Source organism: Rathayibacter sp. AY1D5, from assembly GCF_002932515.1.
Taxonomy (GTDB): Bacteria; Actinomycetota; Actinomycetes; order Actinomycetales; family Microbacteriaceae; genus Rathayibacter.
Genome location: NZ_PSVU01000048.1, coordinates 1 through 22,449, shown reverse-complemented (window position 1 = coordinate 22,449; position 22,449 = coordinate 1). Strand labels below are relative to the sequence as shown.

Below are 22,449 nucleotides of genomic sequence, written 5' to 3'. Positions count from 1 at the left end.
AGCTCCCAGTGTGCGACGACGACCGGTGGTGGAGATGGGGGGAATCGAACCCCCGTCCATCGCTGTGATTCTGCGCCTTCTACGGGTGTAGCCGATGAGAGCGTTCTGCTCGGCCCCGACCGTTACCATCGGCGCATCGGTCGACGGGCCCAGCCCGAGTGCAAGTCCCGCGTCGCCCTCAGGCGTAACGACGCAGCAAGTCCTCTAGATGACGCCAGGATCCGGGGCGAGGACGCACCCACGGGCTGACGGACTATCTACTCTGGCTTAGGCAGCGAGAGCGAAGTCGGTGCGCTTCTGTTCGGCACCTGTGTTTTCCAGGGATCGTTGACGAGATGACCCTGGATCCTCGACCCGCTTCTCGCAGTTTCGCAGGCAATGTCGAAACCGATCATCCCCGCGAGCACTCGACGGCCCGGAGGCCGCTGGAGTGGGTCGTTCGTCGCACACTGTGGAGTTACGGGTCCTAGTCTACCTCAGCTCCGCGGGCGGTCACCCGGCGGCGGCGCAGATCGAGCAGACCCAGCACGAGCGCGAGCGCGATCAGCCCGAGGGTGACGAAGTAGCCGTTGCGGAAGGCGTCGTGGTACCGGTCCAGCCCCTCCGCCATCCCCTGCTCGCTCGCCAGGGTCGCGAAGAAGACGGCGGAGGCGCAGGCGGTGCCGACCGCGGTGCCCACGCGCTGGCCGAGCTGGCCCACGGAGCCCGCCACGCCGCCCTGCGCCGGCGGGATCTCGGCGAGGGTGAGCGTCTGGTTCGGCGACACGACGAAGCCGCCTCCGGCCCCGGCGACGAGCATCGCGGCACCCATGCCGTAGGCGGCGGTCTCGGCCGGGAGGAGCTCGGCGGCGAGCAGCACGAGCGTGAAGCCGATGACCACGAGCACGATGCCGAGCACCACCAGTGCGCGGCCGTAGCGCTGCACGAGCTTGCCGCCGTACCAGGCGGTCACCGCCGAGGTCAGCGCGAACGGGATGCTCACCATGCCGGCGAACACCGGCTCGAGGCCGAGCCCCTGCTGGAGGAAGAGCGTGGTGAGGAGGAAGGTCGCCGGGATCGCGGCGAAGTAGGAGGTCGCGACCAGGATGCCGTTGCGATAGGAGCTGGTCCGGAAGATGCGGAAGTCGATGACGGGCGTCCGCCCCGACGCGGCGTAGTGCGCCTCCCAGCGCACGAAGACGGCGGCGGCGGCCGCGGCGAGCACCAGCCAGAACCAGCGGTAGGGCGAGTCCGAGGAGGAGCCCGTGGTCAGCAGGAACGGCAGCATGAACGCGAAGATCGCGACCGCCAGCAGGAGCAGGCCGACCGGGTCGAGGGACCGGTCTCCCTCGGGCCGCGAGCGCTTCTTCGGGATGAGCTTCCAGGCGAAGACCAGCGCGGCGACGCCCAGCGGGATGTTCATCCAGAACAGCAGGCGCCAGCCGTCCTGCTCGCCTCCGATCGCGATCAGGAGGCCGCCGAGGGTCGGGCCGAAGGCGGTCGACAGGCCGATGGTCGCGCCGAAGACCCCGAAGGCCCGGGCCCGCTCGGCGCCGGTGAACATCTGCTGCACCAGCCCGAGGACCTGGGGCATCTGGATTCCCGCGGCGACGCCCTGCAGGAAGCGCGCGACGACGAGCAGCTCGATCGACGGCGCGAGCGCGCAGAGCAGGCTCGTCACCGTGAACGCGGTCAGCCCGATGAGGAACAGCAGGCGGCGCGAGCGGATGTCGCCCAGCCGACCGGCCGGCACGAGCGCCAGTCCGAAGGCGAGCGCGTAGCCCGCGACGATCAGCTGCAGCTGGCTCGCGTCCGCTCCGAGCGAGCGCTCGATCGACGGCAGGCCGACGTTGACCTTCGAGAGGTCGAGGATCGTGATGGCCGCGACTCCGACGCTCACCGCGAAGGCGCGCCACCGCGTCTTCTCGTCGGCGGCGCTCAGGGCGGCGGGGGCGCTGTTCTCGGGGGAGGTCACGCGCCCCAGTCTCCCAAAGCACGGGGCGCGAAGAAGAGGCTTGCGCGGCACCCGTCGGACAGTGCCCGCCGGGGCCTACTCGCCGAGGCGGCGGCGGGTCGACATCGCACGGTCCGCCTCGCGGCGGTCCTGGCGCTCTCGGAGGACCTGGCGCTTGTCGTAGTCCTTCTTGCCCTTGGCCACGGCCAGCTCGACCTTGGCCTTGCCGTCGCTGAAGTACAGCGAGAGCGGGATCAGCGTGTACCCGCCCTCCTTCACCTTGTTGTGGATCTTGAGGATCTGCGCCTTGTGCAGCAGCAGCTTCCGCTTGCGGCGCGGCGGGTGGTTCGTCCAGGTGCCCTGCGCCCACTCGTTGATGTGGACGGCGTCGAGCCACGCCTCTCCCCCGTCGACGAAGGCGTAGCCGTCGACCAGCGAGGCGCGGCCGGCCCGGAGGGACTTCACCTCGGTGCCGGTGAGCACGAGGCCCGCCTCGTAGGTGTCCTCGATGAGGTAGTCGTGGCGCGCCTTGCGGTTGGTCGCGACGACCTTCTGTCCCTGTTCTCTGGGCACGGCTGCTCCTCGGGTCGCGAGCGGATGAAGGGGGCGGGCATCGTCGGGGCGATGCACCGGTGGGCCGCCCCGAACGGGACAGCCCACCAGTATACGTCCGGTCCGGGATCAGACCCGCAGGTACCGCGCGATCGCGACGTTCGCCGAGACGGCGGCCAGGACGATGCCGACCACGATCAGGATCGGCACGACGATCAGAGCGTCGTCGAGTCCCACGAAGGAGGTCAGCGGGATCCGGTACGCCAGGAACCCCTGCACGAAGACCTGCACGATGGCGACCACCGCGACTCCCGCGAGGATCGAGCCGACCAGCGCGGCGAAGACCCCCTCGAGGATGAACGGGGTCTGGATGAACCTGTTCGAGGCCCCCACGAGCCGCATGATGCCCAGCTCCCGTCTCCGCGAGAACGCCGAGAGGCGGATCGTGGTGGCGATGAGCAGCACGGCCGCGACGAGCATCAGGACGGCGATGCCGATGGCCGTGTAGCTCGCCGCGTTGAGGATCGAGAAGATCTGGTCGAGGTACTGCCGCTGGTCGGTGACGCTCTCGACTCCCGAGACGCTCGACAGGCTCTCCACGATGACGTCCGACTGGGTCGGGTCCTTCAGGTTGATCCAGAAGGTCTGGTTGAGCAGGTCGGGAGTGACGTACTCGGCGACCGGGTTGCCCGCGAACTGCTCCTGGAAGTTCGCGTAGGCCTGGTCGTGGTCCTCGAAGTAGGAGCGGTCGATGTACGGCGCGAGCGTGGCGCCCTCGAGCTGGCCCTGCACCGCGTCGATCTGCTCGGCGGTGGCGTCGGAGCCGCTGCAGTTCGAGCCGCCGGAGGTGGCGGTGCACATGTACACCGCGACCTGCGCCTTGTCGTACCAGAAGTTCTTCATCTGGCCGATCTGCATCTGGAGCAGGATCGCCGTGCCGACGAAGGTGAGGGAGATGAAGGTCACCAGGATCACCGAGACGACCATGGAGACGTTGCGCCGGAGGCCGCTGGCGACCTCCGACCAGATCAGTGCGAATCTCACTTGACGGGTCCTACGTTCTGCTGGTCGTCGCCGGTCTCGTCGCCCTCGCCCGCGTGGGCGCGGAGGCCGAGGCGCGCGGCGAGCGACTCCTCGGGCAGGGCGCCGGTGTCGGCGGGGAGGAAGATCGGACCGGTCTGGCTCTGCAGCTCGACGACGCGCGGGGCGGCGGCGGGCTCGGCGGCCGGCTCCGGCTCGCGCTCCGGCTCGACGGCGGCGGAGCGGCGGCCCTCGGGGACGCGGGGCTGGGCGGCGGTCTGCGAGAGGCGGGCCGGCTCGGGCGGCGGGGCCGGGGCATCCTGGCGCAGGTCGATCTCGGGGACCTCGGCGGGCGCGAGCTCGCTGTCGATGATCGCCGGGGGCGCGGGCTGCTCGGCGACCGCGTGGTCGTCGGCCGCCACGACCACGACGCCGTCGTGGACGACGGTGATGCTCTCGGTCTGGCCGTAGCCGCCCTGGCTCTCGTCGCGGACGATGCTGCCGGCCGAGAGCTCGATGACGCGGCGCTTCATCTGGTCGACGATGCCGGCCTCGTGGGTCGCCATGATCACGGTCGTGCCGCCCGCGTTGATCCGCTCGAGCAGCGCCATGATGCCGGCGCTCGTGGTCGGGTCGAGGTTGCCCGTGGGCTCGTCGGCCAGCAGGACGGCCGGCTTGTTGACGACGGCGCGGGCGATCGCGACGCGCTGCTGCTCGCCGCCGGAGAGCTCGTGGGGCAGGCGCGACGCCTTGCCCGCGAGGCCCACCATCTTGAGCGTGTCCGGGACGGCCTCCTGGATGTAGCCCTTCGACTTGCCGATCACCTGGAGGCTGAACGCGACGTTGTCGAAGACCGACTTGTTCGGCAGCAGCCGGAAGTCCTGGAACACGACGCCCATGTTGCGGCGGAAGTACGGGACCTTGCGGCTCGAGATCTTGCCGAGGTTCTGCCCGAGCACGTGGATCGACCCGGAGGAGGGGCGCTCCTCCTTGAGGATCAGGCGGAGGCAGCTCGACTTGCCGGAGCCGGAGGCGCCGACGAGGAAGACGAACTCGCCCCGGAGGATCTCGAGATCGATGGCGTTGAGGGCGGGTCTCGTGCCGCCCCGATACTGCTTGGAGACGTTGTCGAAGCGAATCATGTCGGTACGAGGGTAAGCGACGATCCCGAAGAGTCCGCCGAGGGGGCGCGCGGCGCGTCGGTGGGGACGCGCCCGCGCCGCGCTAGGAGGACTTCCGCCAGCGGATCCCGGCGGCGATGAAGCCGTCCAGGTCGCCGTCGAACACGTGCGAGGGGTTGCCGACCTCGTGGTCGGTGCGCAGGTCCTTCACCATCTGGTACGGAGCGAGGACGTAGCTGCGCATCTGGTCGCCCCAGCTCGCGGTGATGGTGCCGGCGAGCTCCTTCTTGGTGGCCGCCTCCTGCTCCTTCTGCAGCAGCAGGAGCCGCGACTGGAGCACGCGCATCGCCGCGGCGCGGTTCTGGATCTGGCTCTTCTCGTTCTGCATCGACACGACGGTGCCGGTGGGCAGGTGGGTGAGGCGCACCGCGGAGTCGGTGGTGTTCACCGACTGGCCGCCGGGGCCGGAGGAGCGGAAGACGTCCACGCGGATGTCGTTGTCCGGGATCTCGATCGCCCCGGCCTCCTCCATCAGCGGGATGACCTCGACCGCGGCGAAGGAGGTCTGGCGCTTGCCCGCGGCGCCGAAGGGGCTCATCCGCACGAGGCGGTGGGTGCCGGCCTCGACCGAGAGCGTGCCGAAGGCGTAGGGGGCGTCGATCTGGAAGGTGGCCGACTTGATGCCCGCCTCCTCCGCGTAGCTGGCGTCCATGACGGTCGCCGCGTACTTGTGCTTCTCGGCCCAGCGGAGGTACATGCGCATGAGCATCTCGGCGAAGTCGGAAGCGTCGACGCCGCCCGCTCCCGCGCGGATGGTGACCACGGCGGGGCGGTCGTCGTACTCGCCGTCGAGCAGGGTCTGCACCTCGAGCTCGCCCATGACCTTCTGGAGGGAGGAGAGCTCGGCGATCGCCTCCTGCTCGGACTCGGCGTCCTCGGCCTCGTTCGCCATCTCGACGAGCACCTCGAGGTCGTCCAGGCGCCGGTCGATCGCGGTGATCCGCGCGAGCTCGGACTGGCGGTGGCTGAGGGCGCTGGTCACCTTCTGCGCGTTGGCCGTGTCGTCCCACAGGTCGGGGGCGCCGGCCTGCTCGCTGAGCTCGGCGATCTTCGAGCGGAGGCCGTCCACGTCGATGACGGCGCGGATGTCGGCGAAGGTGGAGCGGAGAGCAGTGATCTGCTCGGTGAAGTCGTTGTCCAGCATGGTGCGTCCAGACTACCGGGGGCCGGGGGCCGCCCTCCGGCCCGGGCGTACCCTGGGGACGGTGACCAGCACCGCTCCGCGCCCCTTCCCCGTCGGGCCGCTGCTGCTGTCGACATTCCTCCCCACCCTCCTCTTCTCCATCGGCGAGGGGGCGATCATCCCCCTCCTGCCGGCCGCGGCCGGCGACCTCGGCGCGACGCTGGCCCTGGCGGGCCTCGTGGCGGGGATGATCATGATCGGCGAGCTGGCGGGCGACATCCCCAGCGGCTGGATCGTCTCCCGGATCGGCGAGCGCGGCGCGATGCTCGGAGCCTCGGCCGCGTCGATCCTCGGGCTCGTGGCGTGCCTGCTCTCGACGTCGTGGGTCGGGCTGACGATCGGCGTCTTCGTGATCGGCCTCGCGACCGCGGTCTTCGCGCTGGCGCGGCACGCGTTCATGACGTCGTTCGTCCCGATCACGCACCGCGCCCGCGCGCTCAGCGCCCTCGCCGGGGCGTTCCGCGCCGGCTGGCTGATCGGCCCGTTCCTGGCGGCCGGGGTGGTGCACCTCACCGGCTCCGTCGAGTCCGTCTTCTGGGTGCACATCGTCTGCTGCGTGGCGGCGGTCGTGGTCCTGCTGCTCGTGCCCGACCCCGCGACGGTGCTGCGGCGGGCGCAGGCCGCGGCCGACCGCGCCGCTCCGGAGGACGTGGTCGCCGCGGAGGCGTCGGCGACCGTCCCGGAGTCGCCGCAGTCGCTGCTCGGGACGCTGCGCGAGCACCGCGGGGTCCTCGCTCGGATGGGGACCGGCGCCGCCGTGATCGGGGCGCTGCGGGCGAGCCGGACGCTGATCCTCCCCCTCTGGGCGGTGAGCATCGGGCTCGCCGAGACCGACACCGCGATCATCATCGGCATCGCCGGCGCGCTCGACTTCGCCCTCTTCTACGCCGGCGGCCAGCTGATGGACCGCTTCGGCCGGGGCGCCACCGCGATCCCCTCGATGATCGGCCTCGGGCTCGGCCACCTCGCCCTCGCCGCCTCGGTGCTCGCCCTCGATCCGATGCCCTGGTTCGTCGCCGTGGCCTGCGTGCTCGCGGCCGCGAACGGCATCGGCTCCGGGATCCTGATGACCATCGGCGCCGATCTCGCGCCCCCCGCCGATCCGGCCCCGTTCCTCGGCGCGTTCCGCTTCACCGGCGACGCGGGCAACGCCGCCGCCCCGATCGTCGTGTCGGCGCTCACCGCCCTGATCTCCCTCCCCTTCGCCGCCGTCGTGATGGGGGTGCTCGGTCTGGGCGGAGCGGGGGCGCTCGCCCGCTGGATCCCGCGGTACCTCCCCCGGGCGGCCTCCCGCGGCTGAGGCGCGGGGCCCTCCTCCTACACTGGAGCCCGCACGCGGGAGTGGTGGAATGGCAGACACGCAGGATTTAGGTTCCTGTGCCGAGAGGCGTGAGGGTTCGAGTCCCTCCTTCCGCACGGGATCGGCCGGTACGCTGAGCGCGCTCGCGTGACCGCCGACCGGCCACCGGCCCTCGTCGACTGGAGATCCGTTGAATCACGCCGCCCTCGTCCCCTGGCTCGATCCGGAGACGATCCTGACCTCGTTCGGCCCCTGGGGCGTGCTCGTGGTCTGCCTCATCGTGTTCGCCGAGACCGGACTGCTGATCGGCTTCCTCTTCCCGGGCGACACGCTGCTGATCATCACGGGCCTGCTGGCGCACGAGAACGCGTCGAACGGCGGCCTCGGCGTCCCGATCTGGCTCATCTGCCTGGCCGTCGGGTTCTCGGCCTTCGTCGGCGGCGAGGTCGGCTACCTGATCGGGCACAAGGCCGGCCCGCGCATCTTCGAGCGCAAGGAGTCCGGCTTCTTCAGCATCGAGAACGTGAAGCGGACCAACGCGTTCTTCGAGCGCTTCGGCGGCCTCGCCGTGATCCTCGCGCGCTTCGTGCCGATCGTCCGCACCTTCGCGCCGATCGCGGCCGGCGTGGCTCACATGAACTACCGCAAGTACAGCCTCTACAACCTCATCGGCGCCCTGATCTGGGGCAGCGGGGTCACCCTGATCGGGTGGCTGCTCGCCTTCATCCCGCCGGTCGCCGACTTCGTCTCGCACTACATCGACGTGATCCTGATCGGCGCGGTCGTGCTCGCGCTGCTGCCGACGCTGTTCCACTTCTTCCAGCAGCAGCGCAAGGCGAAGCTCGCCGCCGACCCCGAGACCGACTCGACCGAGTCGGCCGCCTACGTGCTCGACGCCGACACCCTGGACGACAAGCACCCGAAGTCCTGACCTCCGCCTCCGCGAGACGCCACTCCGGCTCGCCGCACGCCGACAGGCGTGCACCGGAGTGGCATCCCGCGGTGGGAACCCGCCGGCTCAGAGCCGGGCGGACAGGGCGGCGAGCTCGGCGCGCAGCGCGGTGAAGGCGCGGGCGCGGTGGCTCCGGGCGTTCTTCTGCTCGGGAGCGAGCTCGGCCGCCGTGAGCGCCCCGGCCTCGGGGACGAACACCGGGTCGTAGCCGTGGCCGTTCGCACCGCGCGGGGCCGTCGCGATCGCGCCGTCCCAGCGGCCCTCGACCACCGTCTCCTGACCGCCGGGGAGCACGGAGTCCGGCACCACGAGGGCGATGGTGCAGCTGAAGTGCGCACCGCGGTGCTCCGCCTTCACGTCGTGCAGCTGGGCCAGGAGGAGCTCGAGGTTGGCCGTCGCGTCGTGCGCGCGTCCCGACCAGCGGGCCGAGAAGATGCCCGGCGCGCCGCCGAGGACGTCGACGCAGATCCCGGAGTCGTCCGCGAGCGCCACGAGGCCGGTGTGCGCCGCCGCCGCGCGCGCCTTGATCAGCGCGTTCTCGGCGAAGCTCACGCCGTCCTCGACCGGCTCGGGTCCGTCGTAGGCGCGGACGCCGACTCCGGGGAGCGCGCCGGCCAGCATGGCGCGGAACTCCTCCACCTTGCCCGCGTTGTGCGTGGCGAGGACGAGGTCCAGGCTCACGCTCCGGGCTCCGCGGCGAGCGCTTCGGCCTGGATGCGGGCGAGGTCGGAGGCACCGGCGACCGCGAGGTCGAGCAGGGCGTCGAGCTCACGGCGGTCGAACGGGGCCCCCTCGGCGGTGCCCTGCACCTCGACGAACAGGCCTCGTCCGGTGACGACGACGTTCATGTCGGTCTCGGCGCGCACGTCCTCGACGTAGGCCAGGTCGAGCATCGGCACGCCGTCGATGATGCCGACGGACACCGCCGAGAGGCTGTCGATCAGCGGCTGCGCCTTCTGCCCCACGTACTTCTTGCCGCGCGCCCACTCGATCGCGTCGGCCATCGCCACGTAGGCGCCGGTGATCGCCGCGGTGCGGGTGCCGCCGTCGGCCTGGAGGACGTCGCAGTCGATCACGAGGGTGTTCTCGCCGAGCGCCTTCGTGTCGACCACCGCGCGGAGGCTCCGGCCGATCAGCCGCGAGATCTCGTGCGTGCGCCCGCCGACCTTCCCCTTGACCGACTCGCGGTCCATGCGGGAGTTGGTGGAGCGGGGCAGCATCGCGTACTCGGCGGTGACCCAGCCCTTGCCCTTGCCCTGCAGCCAGCGCGGCACGCCGTTCGTGAAGGAGGCGGTGCAGAGCACCCTGGTGTTCCCGAACGAGACGAGCGCGGAGCCCTCCGCCTGGGTGCTCCAGCCGCGCTCGATCGTCACGGTGCGCAGCTCGTCGGGCGCCCGCCCGTCCTTGCGCGCGGCCTTCGATGCGGTGCTGTCGGTCACTCGGGTCTCCCTCGATCGTGCGGGAGCGCGGCCCGGTCGAGCTCGCGCAGGTTGATGGTGCCGGTCTCGACGAGGTCGACGCTCGAGACCTCCGGACCGAGGAAGCGGCGGGCGAGGCGGACGAAGTCGCTCGAGCCCGTCTCCTCCCACCGGTAGGTCGGAGGCGCGGCGGAGGTGCGCTGCAGGCCGTGCGCCACGAGGGTCCGGTAGACGTCGAGCGCGGTCTCCTCGGCGCTCGAGACGAGGCGGACGTCCGGCCCCATCACGTACGCGATGGCACCGCGCAGCAGCGGGTAGTGGGTGCAGCCGAGGACGAGCGTGTCGACCCCCGCGGCCTTGAGCGGCGCGAGGTACTCCTCCGCCACCGCGAGCAGCTCGTCGCTCCAGGTGACGCCCGCCTCGACGAACTCGACGAAGCGCGGGCAGGCGGCGGTGAACAGCTGCAGGTCGGGCGCGGCGACGAAGGCGTCGTCGTAGGCGCGGGAGCGGATCGTCCCGACCGTGCCGATCACCCCGACGCGGCGGTTGCGGGTGTCGCGGACAGCGCTGCGGACGGCGGGCTGGATGACCTCGATCACCGGGATGCCGCGGCCGAGCGTGTAGCGCTCGCGGGCGTCGCGCATCATCGCGGCCGAGGCGGTGTTGCAGGCGATGACGAGCAGCTTGGCGCCCTGGTCGACCAGGGTGTCGAGGGTGTCGAGGGCGTAGGCGCGGACGTCGGCGAGCGGCTTGGGCCCGTAGGGCGAGTGCGCGGTGTCGCCGAGGTAGACGATCGACTCGTTCTGCAGCTGGTCGATCACGGAGCGGGCGACGGTGAGCCCGCCGACTCCGGAGTCGAAGATGCCCAGCGGTGCGTCCGTCACAGAGGAACAGCCTACCCGCGCCCTGCGGCCCGGTCCCGGCCGCACGCCGTTCCCGGGCCCGGCGGCGTGCGCAAGCCCCGGCACCCGCGCCTGGGCCGCGCGGGGGCGGCCGTGGAACACTGAGCGGATGGACTCCACGGCCTTCCTCACCGACCGGTACGAGCTCACGATGGTCGAGGGCGCCCTCGGCAGCGGCACCGCCGACCGCCGCTGCATGTTCGAGGTGTTCGCCCGGAGCCTCCCGCCCGGACGCCGCTACGGCGTGCTCGCGGGCACCGGCCGGCTCCTCGAGCTGATCTCGCGCTTCCGCTTCGGCGACGACGAGCTGTCCTGGCTCCGCGAGAACCGCGTCGTCGACTCCCGCACGCTGGACTGGCTCGCCGACTACCGCTTCCGGGGCGACGTCTGGGGCTACCGCGAGGGCGAGGTCTACCTCCCGGGCTCCCCCGTGCTCATCGTCGAGGCGCCCTTCGCCGACGGCGTGCTGCTGGAGACCCTGGTGCTCAGCGTCCTCAACCACGACAGCGCCGTGGCGAGCGCCGCCGCGCGGATGGTCTCGGCCGCCGACGGGCGACCGCTGGCCGAGATGGGCTCGCGCCGCGCCGGCGAGCGGTCCGCCGTCGCCGCGGCTCGCGCCGCCTACATCGCCGGATTCGGCGCCTCCTCGAACCTGGAGGCGGGCCGCAGCTTCGGCGTGCCCACGATGGGCACCTCCGCGCACTCCTTCACTCTCCTCCACGACTCGGAGGAGGAGGCGTTCCGCGCGCAGGTCGCCGCGCTCGGCCCCGGCACGACCCTCCTGGTGGACACCTACGACGTGACAGCCGCCGTCGACCTGGCGGTCCGCGTCGCCGGCACCGGCCTCGGCGCTGTGCGCATCGACTCCGGCGACCTCCCCCAGCAGGTGGCCGCCGTCCGGCAGCAGCTGGACGCGCTCGGCGCGACCGGCACGCGCATCACGGTCACCAACGACCTCGACGAGTACGGGATCGCCGCGCTCGCGGCCTCACCGGTCGACTCCTACGGCGTCGGCACCTCGGTGGCGACGGGCTCGGGCCACCCGACGGCGGGCATGGTCTACAAGCTGGTCGCGCACGAGGACGACGCGGGCGAGTGGGTCGCGGTGGCGAAGAAGTCGGTCTCGAAGGCGTCGATCGGCGGGCGGAAGGCCGCCGGCCGTCTGCTCTCGGACGACGGGGTCGCCGAGGCCGAGGTCGTGCACGTGGGCGCCGGCCCCGAGGGCGCCGTCGGCGAGGGCGAGCGGGCGCTGCTCGTCCCCCTGATCGAGGACGGGACGATCCGTCCCGAGCACCTCGGCATCGAGGGAGTGGCGGCAGCCCGCGCGCACCACGCCAACGCGGTCCTCGAGCTGCCGATCGACGCGCTCCGGCTCGGCCGCGGCGAGCCCGTCATCCCGACCCGCTACGAGTGAGCGGGGCGGGAGCTCACTTCATCTTCGCGTAGATCTCCTTGCAGGCCGGGCACACCGGGAACTTCTCCGGGTCGCGGCCCGGGAGCCACTTCTTGCCGCAGAGCGCGCGGACCGGCTTGCCGGTGATGGCGCTCTCGAGGATCTTGTCCTTCGGCACGTAGTGGGAGAAGCGCTCGTGGTCGCCCGGCTCGATGGACTCCTGGTTGAGGAGCTCCTCGAGCTCGCGGTCGAGCGTGGCGGTTCCTCCGCCTCCCTCGAGGGGGTCGGTGCTGCTGTTCTGGACGCGCGGAATCATGCCGACGATCCTACGCGCGGAGCCCGTGCCCGAGGCCGTGCGCTCCGGATCGGGCGGCGCTAGTAGCGGCTGGTGAACGCGACCAGCTCGGTCGCGCGGCGCTCGAACAGCCTGCCGCCGAGGAGCACGCCGAGGGCGAAGACGACCACGGCGCTGCCGAAGCCGACGAGCACGGCGTCGCCCGCCGCTTCCGGGTCGACGAACAGGGCCCTGACGCCGAGCACCACGGCTGGAGCCGAGAGGAGCAGCCCCAGGCCGAACGCCAGGGACTGCGGACCGGCGCCGCTGGCTCCGGGGGCCTGGGGCTGCGTGAACGCGCTGTCGCCCGGGCGCGGAGCCGGATAGGCGAGCCGTGCCGAGACGGCGCTGGCGACGCCGGCGGGGACGAGCAGGAGGCAGGTGTTCACCGCGAGCACGACGGGCAGCGCATCGGGGAGCCCCGAGGTCGCGCTGCTGATCAGCGAGCCGAGCACGACGACCGGCACGCCGAGCAGGAGGGTCGGGAAGGCGCGGCCGAGCCGGTCCGACCAGCCGCGGACGCCCGCGGCCACGTGGAGCCAGAACGCCGAGCCGTCGTAGGCGACGTCGTTGTGGAGGAACCAGCCGAGGAACAGCGCGATCAGCGGGACCGGGAGAAGCGAGAGCAGTGGGAAGGGGACGCCGACGACCGCGAGCAGCAGCAGGGCCGCGACCGGCAGCACCGGCACGGCGACGAGCGACGCCTGGTAGCGCGGATCCCGGAGCCAGTAGGTGATGCTGCGCGCCGCGATCGCGCCGGTCCGGGTCGAGCCGAGGACGTCGAACCAGCCCAGCCGGAGGCCGCGCGGCGGCCGGTGCGTGCGCTCGGGCCGCTCCGTCAGCAGGCGGACGACGAGCCACCAGAGCGCGCCCGCCGCGACGAGCGTCGCCAGGGCCAGCAGGAGCGGGCCGAGCGCGTCGCCGGTCCGGGCGGCCGGGGCGATCATCCACGCCGCGCCGAACGGAGTGGCCCCCATCGCCGCGCCCCAGCGCTCGAGCACCGGGGTGTCCCCCGTGTCGACCAGCGCGGCGGCGCCGAGGGCTGCGGGACCGCCCAGCATCAGCACCAGGCCGAGGACGGCCAGCAGCTCGCGGGCGGTCCGGGAGGGGACGAGTGCGGCGGAGGCGGCGAGGCCGATCCGCGCGAACAGCGAGGCCGTCGCCACCGCGAGGAGCGGGCCGACCACGGCGAAGGCGCCTGCGCCCGGGACGAGCGGCGCGCTCGCGAGCCCGACCACCAGCAGGGCGAGCGTGGGGACCGAGACGAGGCCGGCCAGGGCGAGCGCCCCGGCGAGGCGGAGCGGCGGAAGGCCGAAGAGGCGGAACGCGCGCGGATCCATCGGGTCGAGCGGGCCGAGCAGGAAGGGCAGCACCAGGAAGCCGACGGAGACGAGTCCGCCGGCGGTCACGAGAGCGCCCGCCGCCGCGTCCGAGGAGCGCAGAGCGCCGATCGCCCCGATCAGCAGGGCCGTCACCGCGACGACCACGAGCACGCCCAGGACGGCGCCGGCCGAGCGCGCGGGCCCGGAGCGGAACGCGCCCAGGAGGACGTCGATCCTCAGCCGGAGAAGTCGTGCAGCCACTGCAGCCCCTCGGCGATCTGCTTGCCGCCCGCGAGCTCGAGGAAGCGCTCCTCCAGCGTCGCGGTGCCGGCGACCTCCGCGACCGTCCCGGAGGCGAGCACGCGCCCGCCGACGATCACGGCCACGTCGTCGCAGACGCGCTCGATGAAGTCGAGCCCGTGGCTGGAGAGGACGACGGTGCCGCCGCCCTCGACGAAGCGGCGCAGCACGGTGATCACGGCGGCCGAGGAGACCGGGTCCACCGACTCGAACGGCTCGTCGAGGACCAGCACGCGCGGGGCGTGGATCATCGCCGCCGCGAGGGCGACCTTCTTCGCCATCCCCGCGGAGTAGTCCGAGATCAGGCGCTCCAGCGCGTCGGAGAGGCCGAGCGCCTCGGCCAGCTCGACCGTGCGCTGCTTCGCCGTGGCGAGGTCGATGCCGCGCAGCGCGGCGGAGTAGGCGAGGAACTGGGCGCCGGTGAGCCGGTCGAACAGCCGGAGGCGGTCGGGCAGGACCCCGATCAGCGGCTTCGCGGCCGACGGGTCCTTCCAGACGTCGACGCCGTGCACGAGGACGCGGCCGGTGTCGGGTCGAAGAAGGCCCGTCATCATCGAGAGCGTGGTGGTCTTGCCCGCGCCGTTCGGGCCGATGATCCCGTAGAAGGTCCCCGCGCGGACGGCCAGGTCGATGCGGTCGACCGCCACCGTCCTCCCGAAGGTCCGGGTCAGCTGGTGCAGCTCGAAGACGACGGGCGAGGCGCCGTCCGGATCCGCGGCACCCTCAGCGGGCTCGGCGTTCGTCACGGACGTCATCCGGCTACGGTACCAACTCGCCCGCGGGCCCCCGGCGCCCGCGCCGACACCCGGCGACACGGCGAGAGGTCAACCACCCTGGCCCCGGGGGGCGTGAACTGTACACTAGGTCTCTACCCGAGGAGTCGATCAGATCGAGACGCAGCGGTTAATTCGAGGAGAACACACGATGATGCACACAGGTTCGACGAGCAGCAGCCCCGCCACCGTCGTCATCCTCGCCGCAGGGATGGGCAGCCGGCTCGGCCGCTCCCTCCCCAAGCCGCTCACGCCGCTCAGCGACGGGCGCACGATCATGCAGCAGCAGTTCGACAACATCCACCACGCCTTCGGCACGAAGGTCCCGGTGAGCATCGTCGTCGGCTACAAGCTCGAGCACATCATCGAGGCCTTCCCCTCGGCGACGTTCGTCTACAACGAGCAGTACGACCAGACCAACACCTCCAAGAGCCTCCTCCGCGCGCTGCAGGCGAGCGGGCAGGGCGGCGTGCTCTGGATGAACGGCGACGTCGTCTTCGACCCGCGCATCCTCGACCGCGCGGCCGCGCTGATCGCGAAGGACGTCTCCTTCGTCACCGTCAACACCTCGAAGGTGTCGGACGAGGAGGTCAAGTACACGACGAGCGCCGAGGGCTTCATCCAGGAGCTCTCCAAGACGGTGCGCGGCGGCCTCGGCGAGGCGGTCGGGATCAACTATGTGTCCGCCTCCGACAAGGCCGCGCTGGTGCGCCAGCTCGGCCGGGTCGACGCCCAGGACTACTTCGAGCGTGGCATAGAGTTGGCGATCGAGCAGGACCGCCTGCTCGTCGAGCCGATGGACATCTCCGACCTCTACGCCGTCGAGGTGGACTTCGCCGAGGACCTCGAGCGCGCGAACCTCTTCGTCTGACGCTCCCGGCTCCTCCCCCGGCTCGAGCGGAGCCGACGGGAGGAGTCGCGCAGTGAGCACGGCCGACACCCTCGCGACCGAGACGGCCCTGCGCCACCGGCGCTCCCGGGCCTGGCGCTACCGCCACTCCCTCTGGCTGCTCACCAGGCGCGACCTCACCGTCCGGTACGCCACGAGCGCGCTCGGCTACGTCTGGTCGGTGCTCGACCCGCTCGTCATGTCGGGCATCTACTTCTTCGTCTTCACCGTCGTCTTCCGGCGGACCGTGGGCGAGGACCCGTACATCGTCTTCCTGCTCGCGGGCCTGCTGCCGTGGATGTGGTTCAACCAGGCGACCTCCGACGCGACCCGCGCGTTCCTCCGCGAGGCGAAGCTGGTGCGGTCGACGTCGATCCCGCGGACCATCTGGGTCGGGCGGATCGTGCTCTCGAAGGGCATCGAGTTCGTGGCGAGCCTGCCGGTGCTGGTGCTCTTCGCCGTGATCGCCGGCGCGCACCTGACCTGGGCGGCGCTGCTGTTCCCCGTGGCGATCCTGCTGCAGGCGGTGCTCACGCTCGGCGTGGGTCTGCTGGTAGCCCCGCTCGTGGTGTTCTTCCGCGATCTGGAGCGGGCCGTGAAGCTCGTGCTCCGGTTCCTCTTCTACGCGTCGCCGATCATCTACTCCACGGCCAACCTGCCGGAGCAGATCCGGCCGCTCGCGGCGCTCAACCCGCTCAGCGGGATCTTCGCCCTCTACCGCTCCGCGTTCTTCGAGAGCGAGCTCGACGTCCCGCTCATCCTCGCCTCCGCGGGCATCTCGGTGCTCGTGCTGGTGCTGGGCCTCGTCGTCTTCCGCCGCTCCGAGCGCGCGGTGCTGAAGGAGCTGTGATGACCGACGCCCCCGTGGTCATCGAGTGCCGCGGCCTCGGTATCCGCTTCCGCCGCAACCGGCGGGGCCGCCGCTCCTTCAAGGACCTCTTCGCCGGCCGCTCCCGCCGCTCGCGGCCCGGCGAGTTCTGGGCGATCCGCGGGCTCGACGTGCAGGTGCGGGCGGGCGAGGCCATCGGTGTCGTCGGCCGGAACGGTCAGGGCAAGTCGACGCTGCTCAAGCTCGTCGCCGGCGTGGTGCTGCCGGACGAGGGCGCGGTGGAGGTGCGCGGGGGCGTCGCTCCGCTCATCGAGATCACCGGCGGCTTCGTGGCCGACCTGAGCGTCCGCGAGAACGTCTACCTGACCGCGGGTCTCCACGGGATGTCCAAGCGCGAGGTCGACGCGCGCTTCGACTCGATCATCGAGTTCGCCGAGATCGGCGACTTCCTCGACACCCCCTACAAGCACCTCTCGAGCGGGATGAAGGTGCGCATCGCCTTCTCCGTCGTGTCGCGGCTCGAGGAGCCGATCATCCTGGTGGACGAGGTGCTCGCGGTCGGCGACAGGGCGTTCCGCGAGAAGTGCTACGCGCGGATCGAGGAGCTGCTCGCCTCCGGCCGCACCCTCTTCTTCGTCTCGCACAACGAGCGCGACCTCCGCCGCTTCTGCACGCGCGGCCTCTACCTGGACAAGGGCCGCCTGGTGCTGGACGCGCCGATCGAGGAGGTGCTCGCGCGTTACGCTGAGGACTACGCGCCGACACCGCGGAGCAGCACGGCGCCGGCCGAGGGCCCGCCCGTCCAGGGCACCGTCTCCGACGACTGACCCCTCCCGCACGCGGCGCCCGAGGACGCAGGAGTGCACGACATGGCCCAGAAGGACCGCAAGCGCGAGCGCGCCGTGGAGAGGGCCGGCGAGGTGGAGCAGGCCGACGGCTCCGAGAACGCGCAGCTGGCGAAGCTGCTCGACCGGCTCCTCGCGGTGCAGCGCCCGGCCGTGCTGGCGAACATCCGCCTGCTGCGGCGCCGGCGTCCCGGGGCGACTCCGGAGCAGATCATCACGTCGCTCGAGCGGCAGTACCTCTCGAGCGTGGCCGCGGGAGGCGCGGCGATCGGGGCGACCGCCGTCGTCCCCGGCATCGGCACGGCCGCCTCGGTGGCTCTCTCCGGCGCGGGAGCCGCAGGGTTCCTGGAGGCGAGCGCGCTCTTCGCGCAGTCGGTGACGGAGGTGCACGGGATCCCGCTCGAGGACCCGGACCGCGCGCGGGCCCTCGTGCTCACGCTGATGATGGGCTCCTCCGGCAGCGAGATGGTGCGCCAGGTGGCCGGGCAGGCCGTCGGCGGGGGCAGCGGCCTCAACCAGTACTGGGGCTCCGTGGTCACGAAGGGCCTGCCGTCCTTCCTCGTGGGCGAGCTGGCGGACCGCGCGAAGAAGTCCTTCGCCAAGCACTTCCTCGCCCAACAGGGCGCGGGCCTGGTCGGCCGGGCGATGCCGTTCGGGATCGGAGCGGCACTGGGCGGCGTCGGCAACGCGATGCTCGGCCGCAAGGTGATCCAGAGCGCGCGCGACGCGTTCGGGCCGGCACCGCAGGCGTTCGGCAACACCCTCGTGCTCGAGCCGACCCGTGCCGAGCGGAAGGCGCTGGCCGCCGCGCCGGCCGAGCCGCTGGCGCTGTTCGTCCGCGACTACGGCGGAACGGGCGAGCGGACGGCGCTCCTCCTTCACGGCCTCGGCTCCGACTCCCGGATCTGGTACGCCCTGGTCCCGACGCTGCACGAGCACGGCTACCGCGTGGTGGCCCCCGATCTCGCCGGTCACGGCGGCTCGCCGGCGTCGCCCGTGTACTCGCCGGAGCACTGGGCGTCGGACGTCCGCGCCTCGGTGCTGCAGACCCCCGATCTCGTCATCGGCCACGGCCTCGGCGCCGTCGTCGCCACCCGGCTCGCCCCCGAGTACGGCGCCGCCCGGCTCGTCCTGCTCGACCCCGCGTTCTCGGACGCCCGAGGACTGACGAGCGCGCTCCACCGCGGCGGCTCGGTCGCGCACGTCGAGAAGGGCGACGCAGACTCCCTCCGCCACCGCCACCCGATCTGGACGGACGAGCAGATCGAGCTCGACGTGTCGGCCCACGCGCTCTGGGAGCAGGACTCCGCCGGCGGGCTGACGGCACGGGGTGCGGCCGAGGCCCCCGAGACGTTCCCCGTGCCGACGCTCGCCGTGATGCCGGAGGACCCGCTGGGCCACGGCTCGCTGGGCGGCGTCCTCGCCGGCCGCGGCGTCGAGGTGCGGACCGTGCCGGGGGGCGGGGCCTCGATCCTCCGCGAGGACCGCGCGGCGCTGATCGCGGCGCTGGAGGACCGGATCTAGCTCAGGATCTGCTCCAGCTCAGGGCCTGCTCCGCGCGCGATGGTCCGGAGCCGTCGGGGGCGTTCGGTCAGCGTTCCCGAGGCCGGCGCCCGGGCCCGACGAGCGGCATCCCGAGCACGGTGCGGAGGAGTCCGCCGCCGTCGCGGTCCTCGGCGATCACGCGGAGGCCGGTCTTCTCGGCGACGCGCCTCGAGGCGGCGTTGTCCGGGTGCACGAGCGCCACGAGTCGTCCCGCGAGGCGGTGGGCGAGCGCGAGGTCGCGGCAGGCCGCAGCTGCCTCAGTGGCGTAGCCGCGGCCGTGCAGACCGGCCCGCACGTGGTAGCCGACCTCGAGCTCGATCCCGCCGTCGACGCGCTGCCAGGTCAACCCGCAGTCGCCGACGAACTCGCCGTCGAGGGTCTCGACGATCCACAGCCCGAAGCCGTGCTCGCGGTAGTTGCGCCGGTTCCACTCGATCCAGGCGGCTGCCTGCTCGCGGTCCTTCGGCGCGGGGTAGTACCGCATCACGACCGGGTCGCCGAGCAGATCCGCCATGTCGGGGAGGTCCTCGGCGGTCATCTCGCGGAAGCGCAGCCGGGCGGTGGCGGCGGGGATCATCGGGTCGGGCTGCTCGGCCTGCGACTGCGGAGACGGCGACCGCGACCGTCGTCGAGCGCTCGATCCATCCGGCCGCCGCCCCCGGCCCTACTTCTCCGCCTTGGCGGCGGCCTTCGCGGCCTGCTTGGTGGCGCGGACCTTCGTCAGCGACTCCGGAGAGACGATGTCGGCGACCGAGCGGAAGGCGCCCTCCTCTCCGTAGGCGCCCGCGGCCGAGCGCCAGCCCTCCCCCGGGAATCCGCGCTGCTTGCCGAGCAGGGCGAGGAAGATCCGCGCCTTCTGCTCGCCGAAGCCGGGCAGCGCCTTCAGACGCGCGAGGACCGTGCGGCCGTCGGGCTCGTCCCGCGTCCAGACGGCCGCGGCGTCGCCGTCCCAGTCGTCGACCAGAGCGCGGCAGAGGACCTGCACGCGCCCCGCCATGCTCGCCGGGTAGCGGTGGATCGCGGGCGGAGTCCGGCAGAGCTCCGAGAACGCGTCCTCGTCGAAGCCCGCGATCGACGCGGCGTCGAACGAGGCGCCCTCCGCCTCGAGGCGCTCCTCGATCTTGCGGGGCCCGGAGAAGGCCGTCTCCATCGCGACCTGCTGGTCGAGGAGCATCCCGATCAGCAGCGCCAGCGGGTCGCAGCTGAGCAGCGCGTCGGCGTCGGGATCGTCGGTGATGTGCAGGGCGGAGTCGCGGGTCATCCTCCAGGGATACCACGGACGGCCCCGGCGGCGAGCGCGCGGACGGTCCGGTCGACGAGGTCCAGCGCCGCAGCGAGCTCGAGGTCGCCGACATGGCCGTAGCCGAGGACCAGCGCCTCGGTCGCGGCCCGTCCCGACAGGGCGTACTCGTGCAGAGTGGCGACGAGCAGTCCCTCCCGGAGCAGCGCGGCCGCGACGGCGTGCGCGTCCAGAGGCGCGGGCAGGGAGAGGACGACGTGCAGACCCCCGTCGAGTCCGCTCGCGCGCCCCCACGGCACCGACTCCCCGAATGCGTGGACCAGCTCACGGCGGTGGGCGTAGCGCCGTCTCGAGCGCGTGAGATGCCTCCGGAACGCCCCGCTCGCCATGAACTGCGCGAGCGCCGCCTGCGTCGGACCCGAGGCGGAGGCGTCCTTCTCGTCGTCGAGGCCCGCCAGCGCCGCGCGCAGCCAGGACGCCCGCGGAACGGCCAGGTAGGCGATGCGGAGCCACGGCGAGACGGTCTTCGAGAACGACCCGACATGGGCGACTCCGCCGCCGGAGTCGAGCGAGGCGAGCGCGGGCAGCGGGGCGCCGACGTAGCGGAACTCGCTGTCGTAGTCGTCCTCCACCACGAGCAGGGGGCCGGCCGACGCGCGGCGCACCAGCTCCAGGCGCTCGGCGAGGGCGAGCCTGCCGCCGGTCGGGTACTGGTGCGACGGAGTCACGACGACCACGTCCGCGCCGGAGCTCGCGAGAGCGTCGAGGTCGATGCCGTCGCCGCGCACCGGGACGCCGACGACCTCGTGCCCGTCGGCGCGCAGGCGGCGCCGGACGGCCGGGTAGCCGGGGTCCTCGACGGCGACGCGCACCTCGCGTCCGAGCGAGGCCGAGGCGGCGCGGGCCAGGAGCGCGACGGCGCCCGCGGTGCCGCTGGTCACCACCACGTCCGACGCCTGCACGTCGACGCCGCGGGACCGGCGCAGCTGCTCGGCGATCTGCTCCCGCAGGGCCGGGTCCCCGGAACCCCGAGGAGGCGCCGAGGGCGGCGAGGCGAGCGCCAGGCGCCAGGCGGCCCGCCACTCCGGGGTGTCGAGGGCGCGGGTGTCCGGCCGGCCCGGCCTCAGGTCCGCCGCGGCGGGCGGGACGACGGTCTCCCGGGACTCCGGCCGCGGCTCCTGCGGCGCCGGCGCCAGCAGTCCGTCGGAGGCGACCGTCACCGCTGCGCGCGGGTGGGCGACGAGGTAGCCCTCCCCCACCAGCTGATCCACCGCGGCGACGACGGAGCCCCGCGAGACGCCGAGCCGCTCGGCGAGCACGCGGCTCGACGGGATCGGATCGCCCGCCCGGTAGCGCCCGTCCAGCACCGCCTGGCGCAGCGCCTCGGCGAGCCCGGCGCGGACCGAGCCGCGCGGCGACGGCCCGAGGAGGAGCGGGATCTCCAGATCGCCCGACGCCATCGACCGCTCCGCTCTGGACCACTCCGATCGCGGCCCAGTGGCATCCTGGCAGATCCAGTCGGCGCGGGACGATTCCGACATGGACAGCCTCCCCGTCACCGACCGCACCCGCGTCTCCCGTCTCCGCGACCGCCAGCGCACCGATCCCGCCGAGCTGCACGCCCTGCTCGACGAGGCGCTCGTCGCCCACGTCGCCGTCGTGCGGGACGGCGCCGCGATCGTGCTGCCGATCCTCTTCGCCCGCGACGGCGACTCCCTCCTGCTGCACGGGTCGAGCGGCGGAGGACTGCTGCGGGAGGCGGCGCGGCACTCGCTCCTCACCGCTTCCGTCACGCTGGTCGACGGACTGGTCGTCGCCCGCTCCACCTTCGACAGCTCGATGAACTACCGCTCGGCGATGGTGATCGGCCGGGCCGAGGCGCTGGAGGGCGAGGAGAAGGCGCGGGCCCTCGATCTGCTGGTGGCACGCCTCCTGCCGGGGCGCGACGAGGAGGTGCGAGCGAGCACCGCCCGCGAGATCGCGGCCACGCTGGTGCTGCGCCTCCCCCTGGCCGAGGCGAGCCTGAAGGTGCGCGCGCGCGGAGCGGGCGACGAGCCGGAGGCCGGGGTCTGGGCGGGCGTCGTGCCCCTGGTCACCCGCACGCTCGCGCCGGTGCCGGCGGAGGAGGGCGTCGCGGTCCCGGAGTCGGTCCGCCGCTTCAGCGCCGCGGTCGACGGCGCGGTGCCGCCCTGGCGCTGAGCGGACCGGCCGTCGCGGTGCGGTCCGCTACTTGGCGTCCTGACGGGGGAAGACGACCTTCTGCACGACGATGATCACCGAGGCCGCGACCGGGATCGCGACCAGGGCGCCGAGCACGCCCGCGATGGTGCCGCCCGCGACCGCCGCGATCACGACGACCGCACCGGGGACCGAGACGGCCTTGTTCATGATGCGGGGGCTGAGGAGGTACGCCTCGACCTGCATGTAGACGAGGTAGTAGATCGCGGCGACCAGCGCGGTCAGCGGCGAGGCCAGGAGGCAGGCGAGCGAGATGATCACGGCACCCGAGAGAGTGCCGACCAGCGGGATCAGGGAGCC

23 protein-coding genes, 1 tRNA gene and 1 other RNA gene are annotated in these 22,449 nt (G+C 72.6%); 9 read left to right on the top strand and 16 right to left on the bottom strand.

Annotated elements, in window-relative coordinates:
* Positions 1 to 26: 26 nt before the first annotated feature.
* The 6 genes from ssrA to prfB form a co-directional block, all read right to left on the bottom strand.
* Positions 27 to 399: a transfer-messenger RNA gene (gene ssrA, locus C5C82_RS13615) on the bottom strand.
* A gap of 67 nt (positions 400 to 466) precedes the next feature.
* The gene (locus tag C5C82_RS13610; protein WP_104223557.1) at positions 467 to 1,954 is read right to left on the bottom strand and encodes an MFS transporter; all 1,488 of its coding nucleotides are present in this window, start codon (positions 1,952 to 1,954) and stop codon (positions 467 to 469) included.
* A gap of 75 nt (positions 1,955 to 2,029) precedes the next feature.
* Positions 2,030 to 2,506, bottom strand: coding sequence for an SsrA-binding protein SmpB (gene smpB, locus C5C82_RS13605; protein ID WP_104223558.1), 477 nt, complete (start codon positions 2,504 to 2,506; stop codon positions 2,030 to 2,032).
* A 108-nt stretch (positions 2,507 to 2,614) separates the two neighbouring features.
* The gene (gene ftsX, locus C5C82_RS13600) at positions 2,615 to 3,529 is read right to left on the bottom strand and encodes a permease-like cell division protein FtsX (protein WP_104223559.1); all 915 of its coding nucleotides are present in this window, start codon (positions 3,527 to 3,529) and stop codon (positions 2,615 to 2,617) included.
* Complete coding sequence (gene ftsE / locus C5C82_RS13595) at positions 3,526 to 4,647, bottom strand: cell division ATP-binding protein FtsE (RefSeq protein WP_104355223.1); 1,122 nt, start codon at positions 4,645 to 4,647, stop codon at positions 3,526 to 3,528. The genes ftsX and ftsE overlap by 4 nt, the downstream gene beginning before the upstream one ends.
* A gap of 82 nt (positions 4,648 to 4,729) precedes the next feature.
* Positions 4,730 to 5,830: a peptide chain release factor 2 gene (gene prfB / locus C5C82_RS13590; RefSeq protein ID WP_104226967.1), complete on the bottom strand. Its 1,101-nt coding sequence runs from the start codon at positions 5,828 to 5,830 to the stop codon at positions 4,730 to 4,732.
* Between the two features lie 61 nt (positions 5,831 to 5,891).
* Here prfB and C5C82_RS13585 point away from each other — a divergent pair, with 61 nt between their 5' ends.
* The 3 genes from C5C82_RS13585 to C5C82_RS13575 all read left to right on the top strand — a co-directional run bounded on the left by C5C82_RS13585 (position 5,892) and on the right by C5C82_RS13575 (position 8,100).
* The gene (locus C5C82_RS13585; protein WP_258066128.1) at positions 5,892 to 7,169 is read left to right on the top strand and encodes an MFS transporter; all 1,278 of its coding nucleotides are present in this window, start codon (positions 5,892 to 5,894) and stop codon (positions 7,167 to 7,169) included.
* A 35-nt stretch (positions 7,170 to 7,204) separates the two neighbouring features.
* Positions 7,205 to 7,285 (top strand) — tRNA-Leu (locus C5C82_RS13580).
* A 74-nt stretch (positions 7,286 to 7,359) separates the two neighbouring features.
* Positions 7,360 to 8,100: a DedA family protein gene (locus C5C82_RS13575; RefSeq protein WP_104233200.1), complete on the top strand. Its 741-nt coding sequence runs from the start codon at positions 7,360 to 7,362 to the stop codon at positions 8,098 to 8,100.
* An 87-nt stretch (positions 8,101 to 8,187) separates the two neighbouring features.
* Here the strand turns inward: C5C82_RS13575 and rdgB are convergent, their stop codons facing one another.
* The 3 genes from rdgB to murI are packed head-to-tail and all read right to left on the bottom strand — an operon-like array spanning position 8,188 to position 10,423.
* Positions 8,188 to 8,802, bottom strand: a complete 615-nt coding sequence (rdgB, locus tag C5C82_RS13570; RefSeq protein WP_104223564.1) for an RdgB/HAM1 family non-canonical purine NTP pyrophosphatase — start codon at positions 8,800 to 8,802, stop codon at positions 8,188 to 8,190.
* On the bottom strand, positions 8,799 to 9,560 hold the full coding sequence (gene rph / locus C5C82_RS13565; RefSeq protein WP_104233199.1) for a ribonuclease PH: 762 nt from the start codon (positions 9,558 to 9,560) through the stop codon (positions 8,799 to 8,801). The genes rdgB and rph overlap by 4 nt, the downstream gene beginning before the upstream one ends.
* Positions 9,557 to 10,423, bottom strand: a complete 867-nt coding sequence (murI, locus tag C5C82_RS13560; RefSeq protein WP_104223566.1) for a glutamate racemase — start codon at positions 10,421 to 10,423, stop codon at positions 9,557 to 9,559. The genes rph and murI overlap by 4 nt, the downstream gene beginning before the upstream one ends.
* A gap of 127 nt (positions 10,424 to 10,550) precedes the next feature.
* Between murI and C5C82_RS13555 the strand changes: the two genes are divergently transcribed.
* The gene (locus C5C82_RS13555) at positions 10,551 to 11,855 is read left to right on the top strand and encodes a nicotinate phosphoribosyltransferase (RefSeq protein WP_104233197.1); all 1,305 of its coding nucleotides are present in this window, start codon (positions 10,551 to 10,553) and stop codon (positions 11,853 to 11,855) included.
* A gap of 13 nt (positions 11,856 to 11,868) precedes the next feature.
* Here C5C82_RS13555 and C5C82_RS13550 read toward each other — a convergent pair whose 3' ends face one another.
* The 3 genes from C5C82_RS13550 to C5C82_RS13540 are packed head-to-tail and all read right to left on the bottom strand — an operon-like array spanning position 11,869 to position 14,545.
* The gene (locus C5C82_RS13550; protein WP_104223568.1) at positions 11,869 to 12,150 is read right to left on the bottom strand and encodes a DUF3039 domain-containing protein; all 282 of its coding nucleotides are present in this window, start codon (positions 12,148 to 12,150) and stop codon (positions 11,869 to 11,871) included.
* Between the two features lie 59 nt (positions 12,151 to 12,209).
* A complete protein-coding gene (locus C5C82_RS13545) occupies positions 12,210 to 13,751 on the bottom strand; it encodes an ABC transporter permease (RefSeq protein WP_104233196.1) in 1,542 nt (513 codons plus the stop codon).
* Positions 13,727 to 14,545 carry an ABC transporter ATP-binding protein gene (locus C5C82_RS13540; protein WP_104223570.1) on the bottom strand — a complete coding sequence of 273 codons (819 nt, stop codon included), beginning with the start codon at positions 14,543 to 14,545 and terminating at the stop codon, positions 13,727 to 13,729. Before C5C82_RS13540 ends, C5C82_RS13545 begins: the two co-directional genes overlap by 25 nt.
* A 169-nt stretch (positions 14,546 to 14,714) precedes the next feature.
* Between C5C82_RS13540 and C5C82_RS13535 the strand changes: the two genes are divergently transcribed.
* The 4 genes from C5C82_RS13535 to C5C82_RS13520 are packed head-to-tail and all read left to right on the top strand — an operon-like array spanning position 14,715 to position 18,650.
* Complete coding sequence (locus C5C82_RS13535; RefSeq protein WP_258062260.1) at positions 14,715 to 15,434, top strand: phosphocholine cytidylyltransferase family protein; 720 nt, start codon at positions 14,715 to 14,717, stop codon at positions 15,432 to 15,434.
* Positions 15,435 to 15,486: 52 nt separating this feature from the next.
* A complete protein-coding gene (locus C5C82_RS13530) occupies positions 15,487 to 16,302 on the top strand; it encodes an ABC transporter permease (RefSeq protein WP_374953133.1) in 816 nt (271 codons plus the stop codon).
* Positions 16,302 to 17,108, top strand: coding sequence for an ABC transporter ATP-binding protein (locus C5C82_RS13525; protein ID WP_104233195.1), 807 nt, complete (start codon positions 16,302 to 16,304; stop codon positions 17,106 to 17,108). Before C5C82_RS13530 ends, C5C82_RS13525 begins: the two co-directional genes overlap by 1 nt.
* Before the next feature lie 42 nt (positions 17,109 to 17,150).
* On the top strand, positions 17,151 to 18,650 hold the full coding sequence (locus C5C82_RS13520) for an alpha/beta fold hydrolase (protein ID WP_104233194.1): 1,500 nt from the start codon (positions 17,151 to 17,153) through the stop codon (positions 18,648 to 18,650).
* Positions 18,651 to 18,717: 67 nt separating this feature from the next.
* Here C5C82_RS13520 and C5C82_RS13515 read toward each other — a convergent pair whose 3' ends face one another.
* The 3 genes from C5C82_RS13515 to C5C82_RS13505 form a co-directional block, all read right to left on the bottom strand.
* Positions 18,718 to 19,248: a GNAT family N-acetyltransferase gene (locus C5C82_RS13515; protein ID WP_104292008.1), complete on the bottom strand. Its 531-nt coding sequence runs from the start codon at positions 19,246 to 19,248 to the stop codon at positions 18,718 to 18,720.
* 87 nt (positions 19,249 to 19,335) lie between these two features.
* The gene (locus tag C5C82_RS13510; RefSeq protein WP_104257267.1) at positions 19,336 to 19,932 is read right to left on the bottom strand and encodes an HhH-GPD-type base excision DNA repair protein; all 597 of its coding nucleotides are present in this window, start codon (positions 19,930 to 19,932) and stop codon (positions 19,336 to 19,338) included.
* Complete coding sequence (locus C5C82_RS13505; protein ID WP_181067780.1) at positions 19,929 to 21,371, bottom strand: PLP-dependent aminotransferase family protein; 1,443 nt, start codon at positions 21,369 to 21,371, stop codon at positions 19,929 to 19,931. Before C5C82_RS13505 ends, C5C82_RS13510 begins: the two co-directional genes overlap by 4 nt.
* A 79-nt stretch (positions 21,372 to 21,450) precedes the next feature.
* On the opposite strand from C5C82_RS13505, the gene C5C82_RS13500 reads away from it, so the two are divergent.
* On the top strand, positions 21,451 to 22,110 hold the full coding sequence (locus tag C5C82_RS13500; protein ID WP_104355221.1) for a pyridoxamine 5'-phosphate oxidase family protein: 660 nt from the start codon (positions 21,451 to 21,453) through the stop codon (positions 22,108 to 22,110).
* A gap of 27 nt (positions 22,111 to 22,137) precedes the next feature.
* Here C5C82_RS13500 and C5C82_RS13495 read toward each other — a convergent pair.
* A partial coding sequence (locus C5C82_RS13495; protein ID WP_146083180.1) for an AI-2E family transporter occupies positions 22,138 to 22,449 on the bottom strand: 312 nt, incomplete at its 5' end.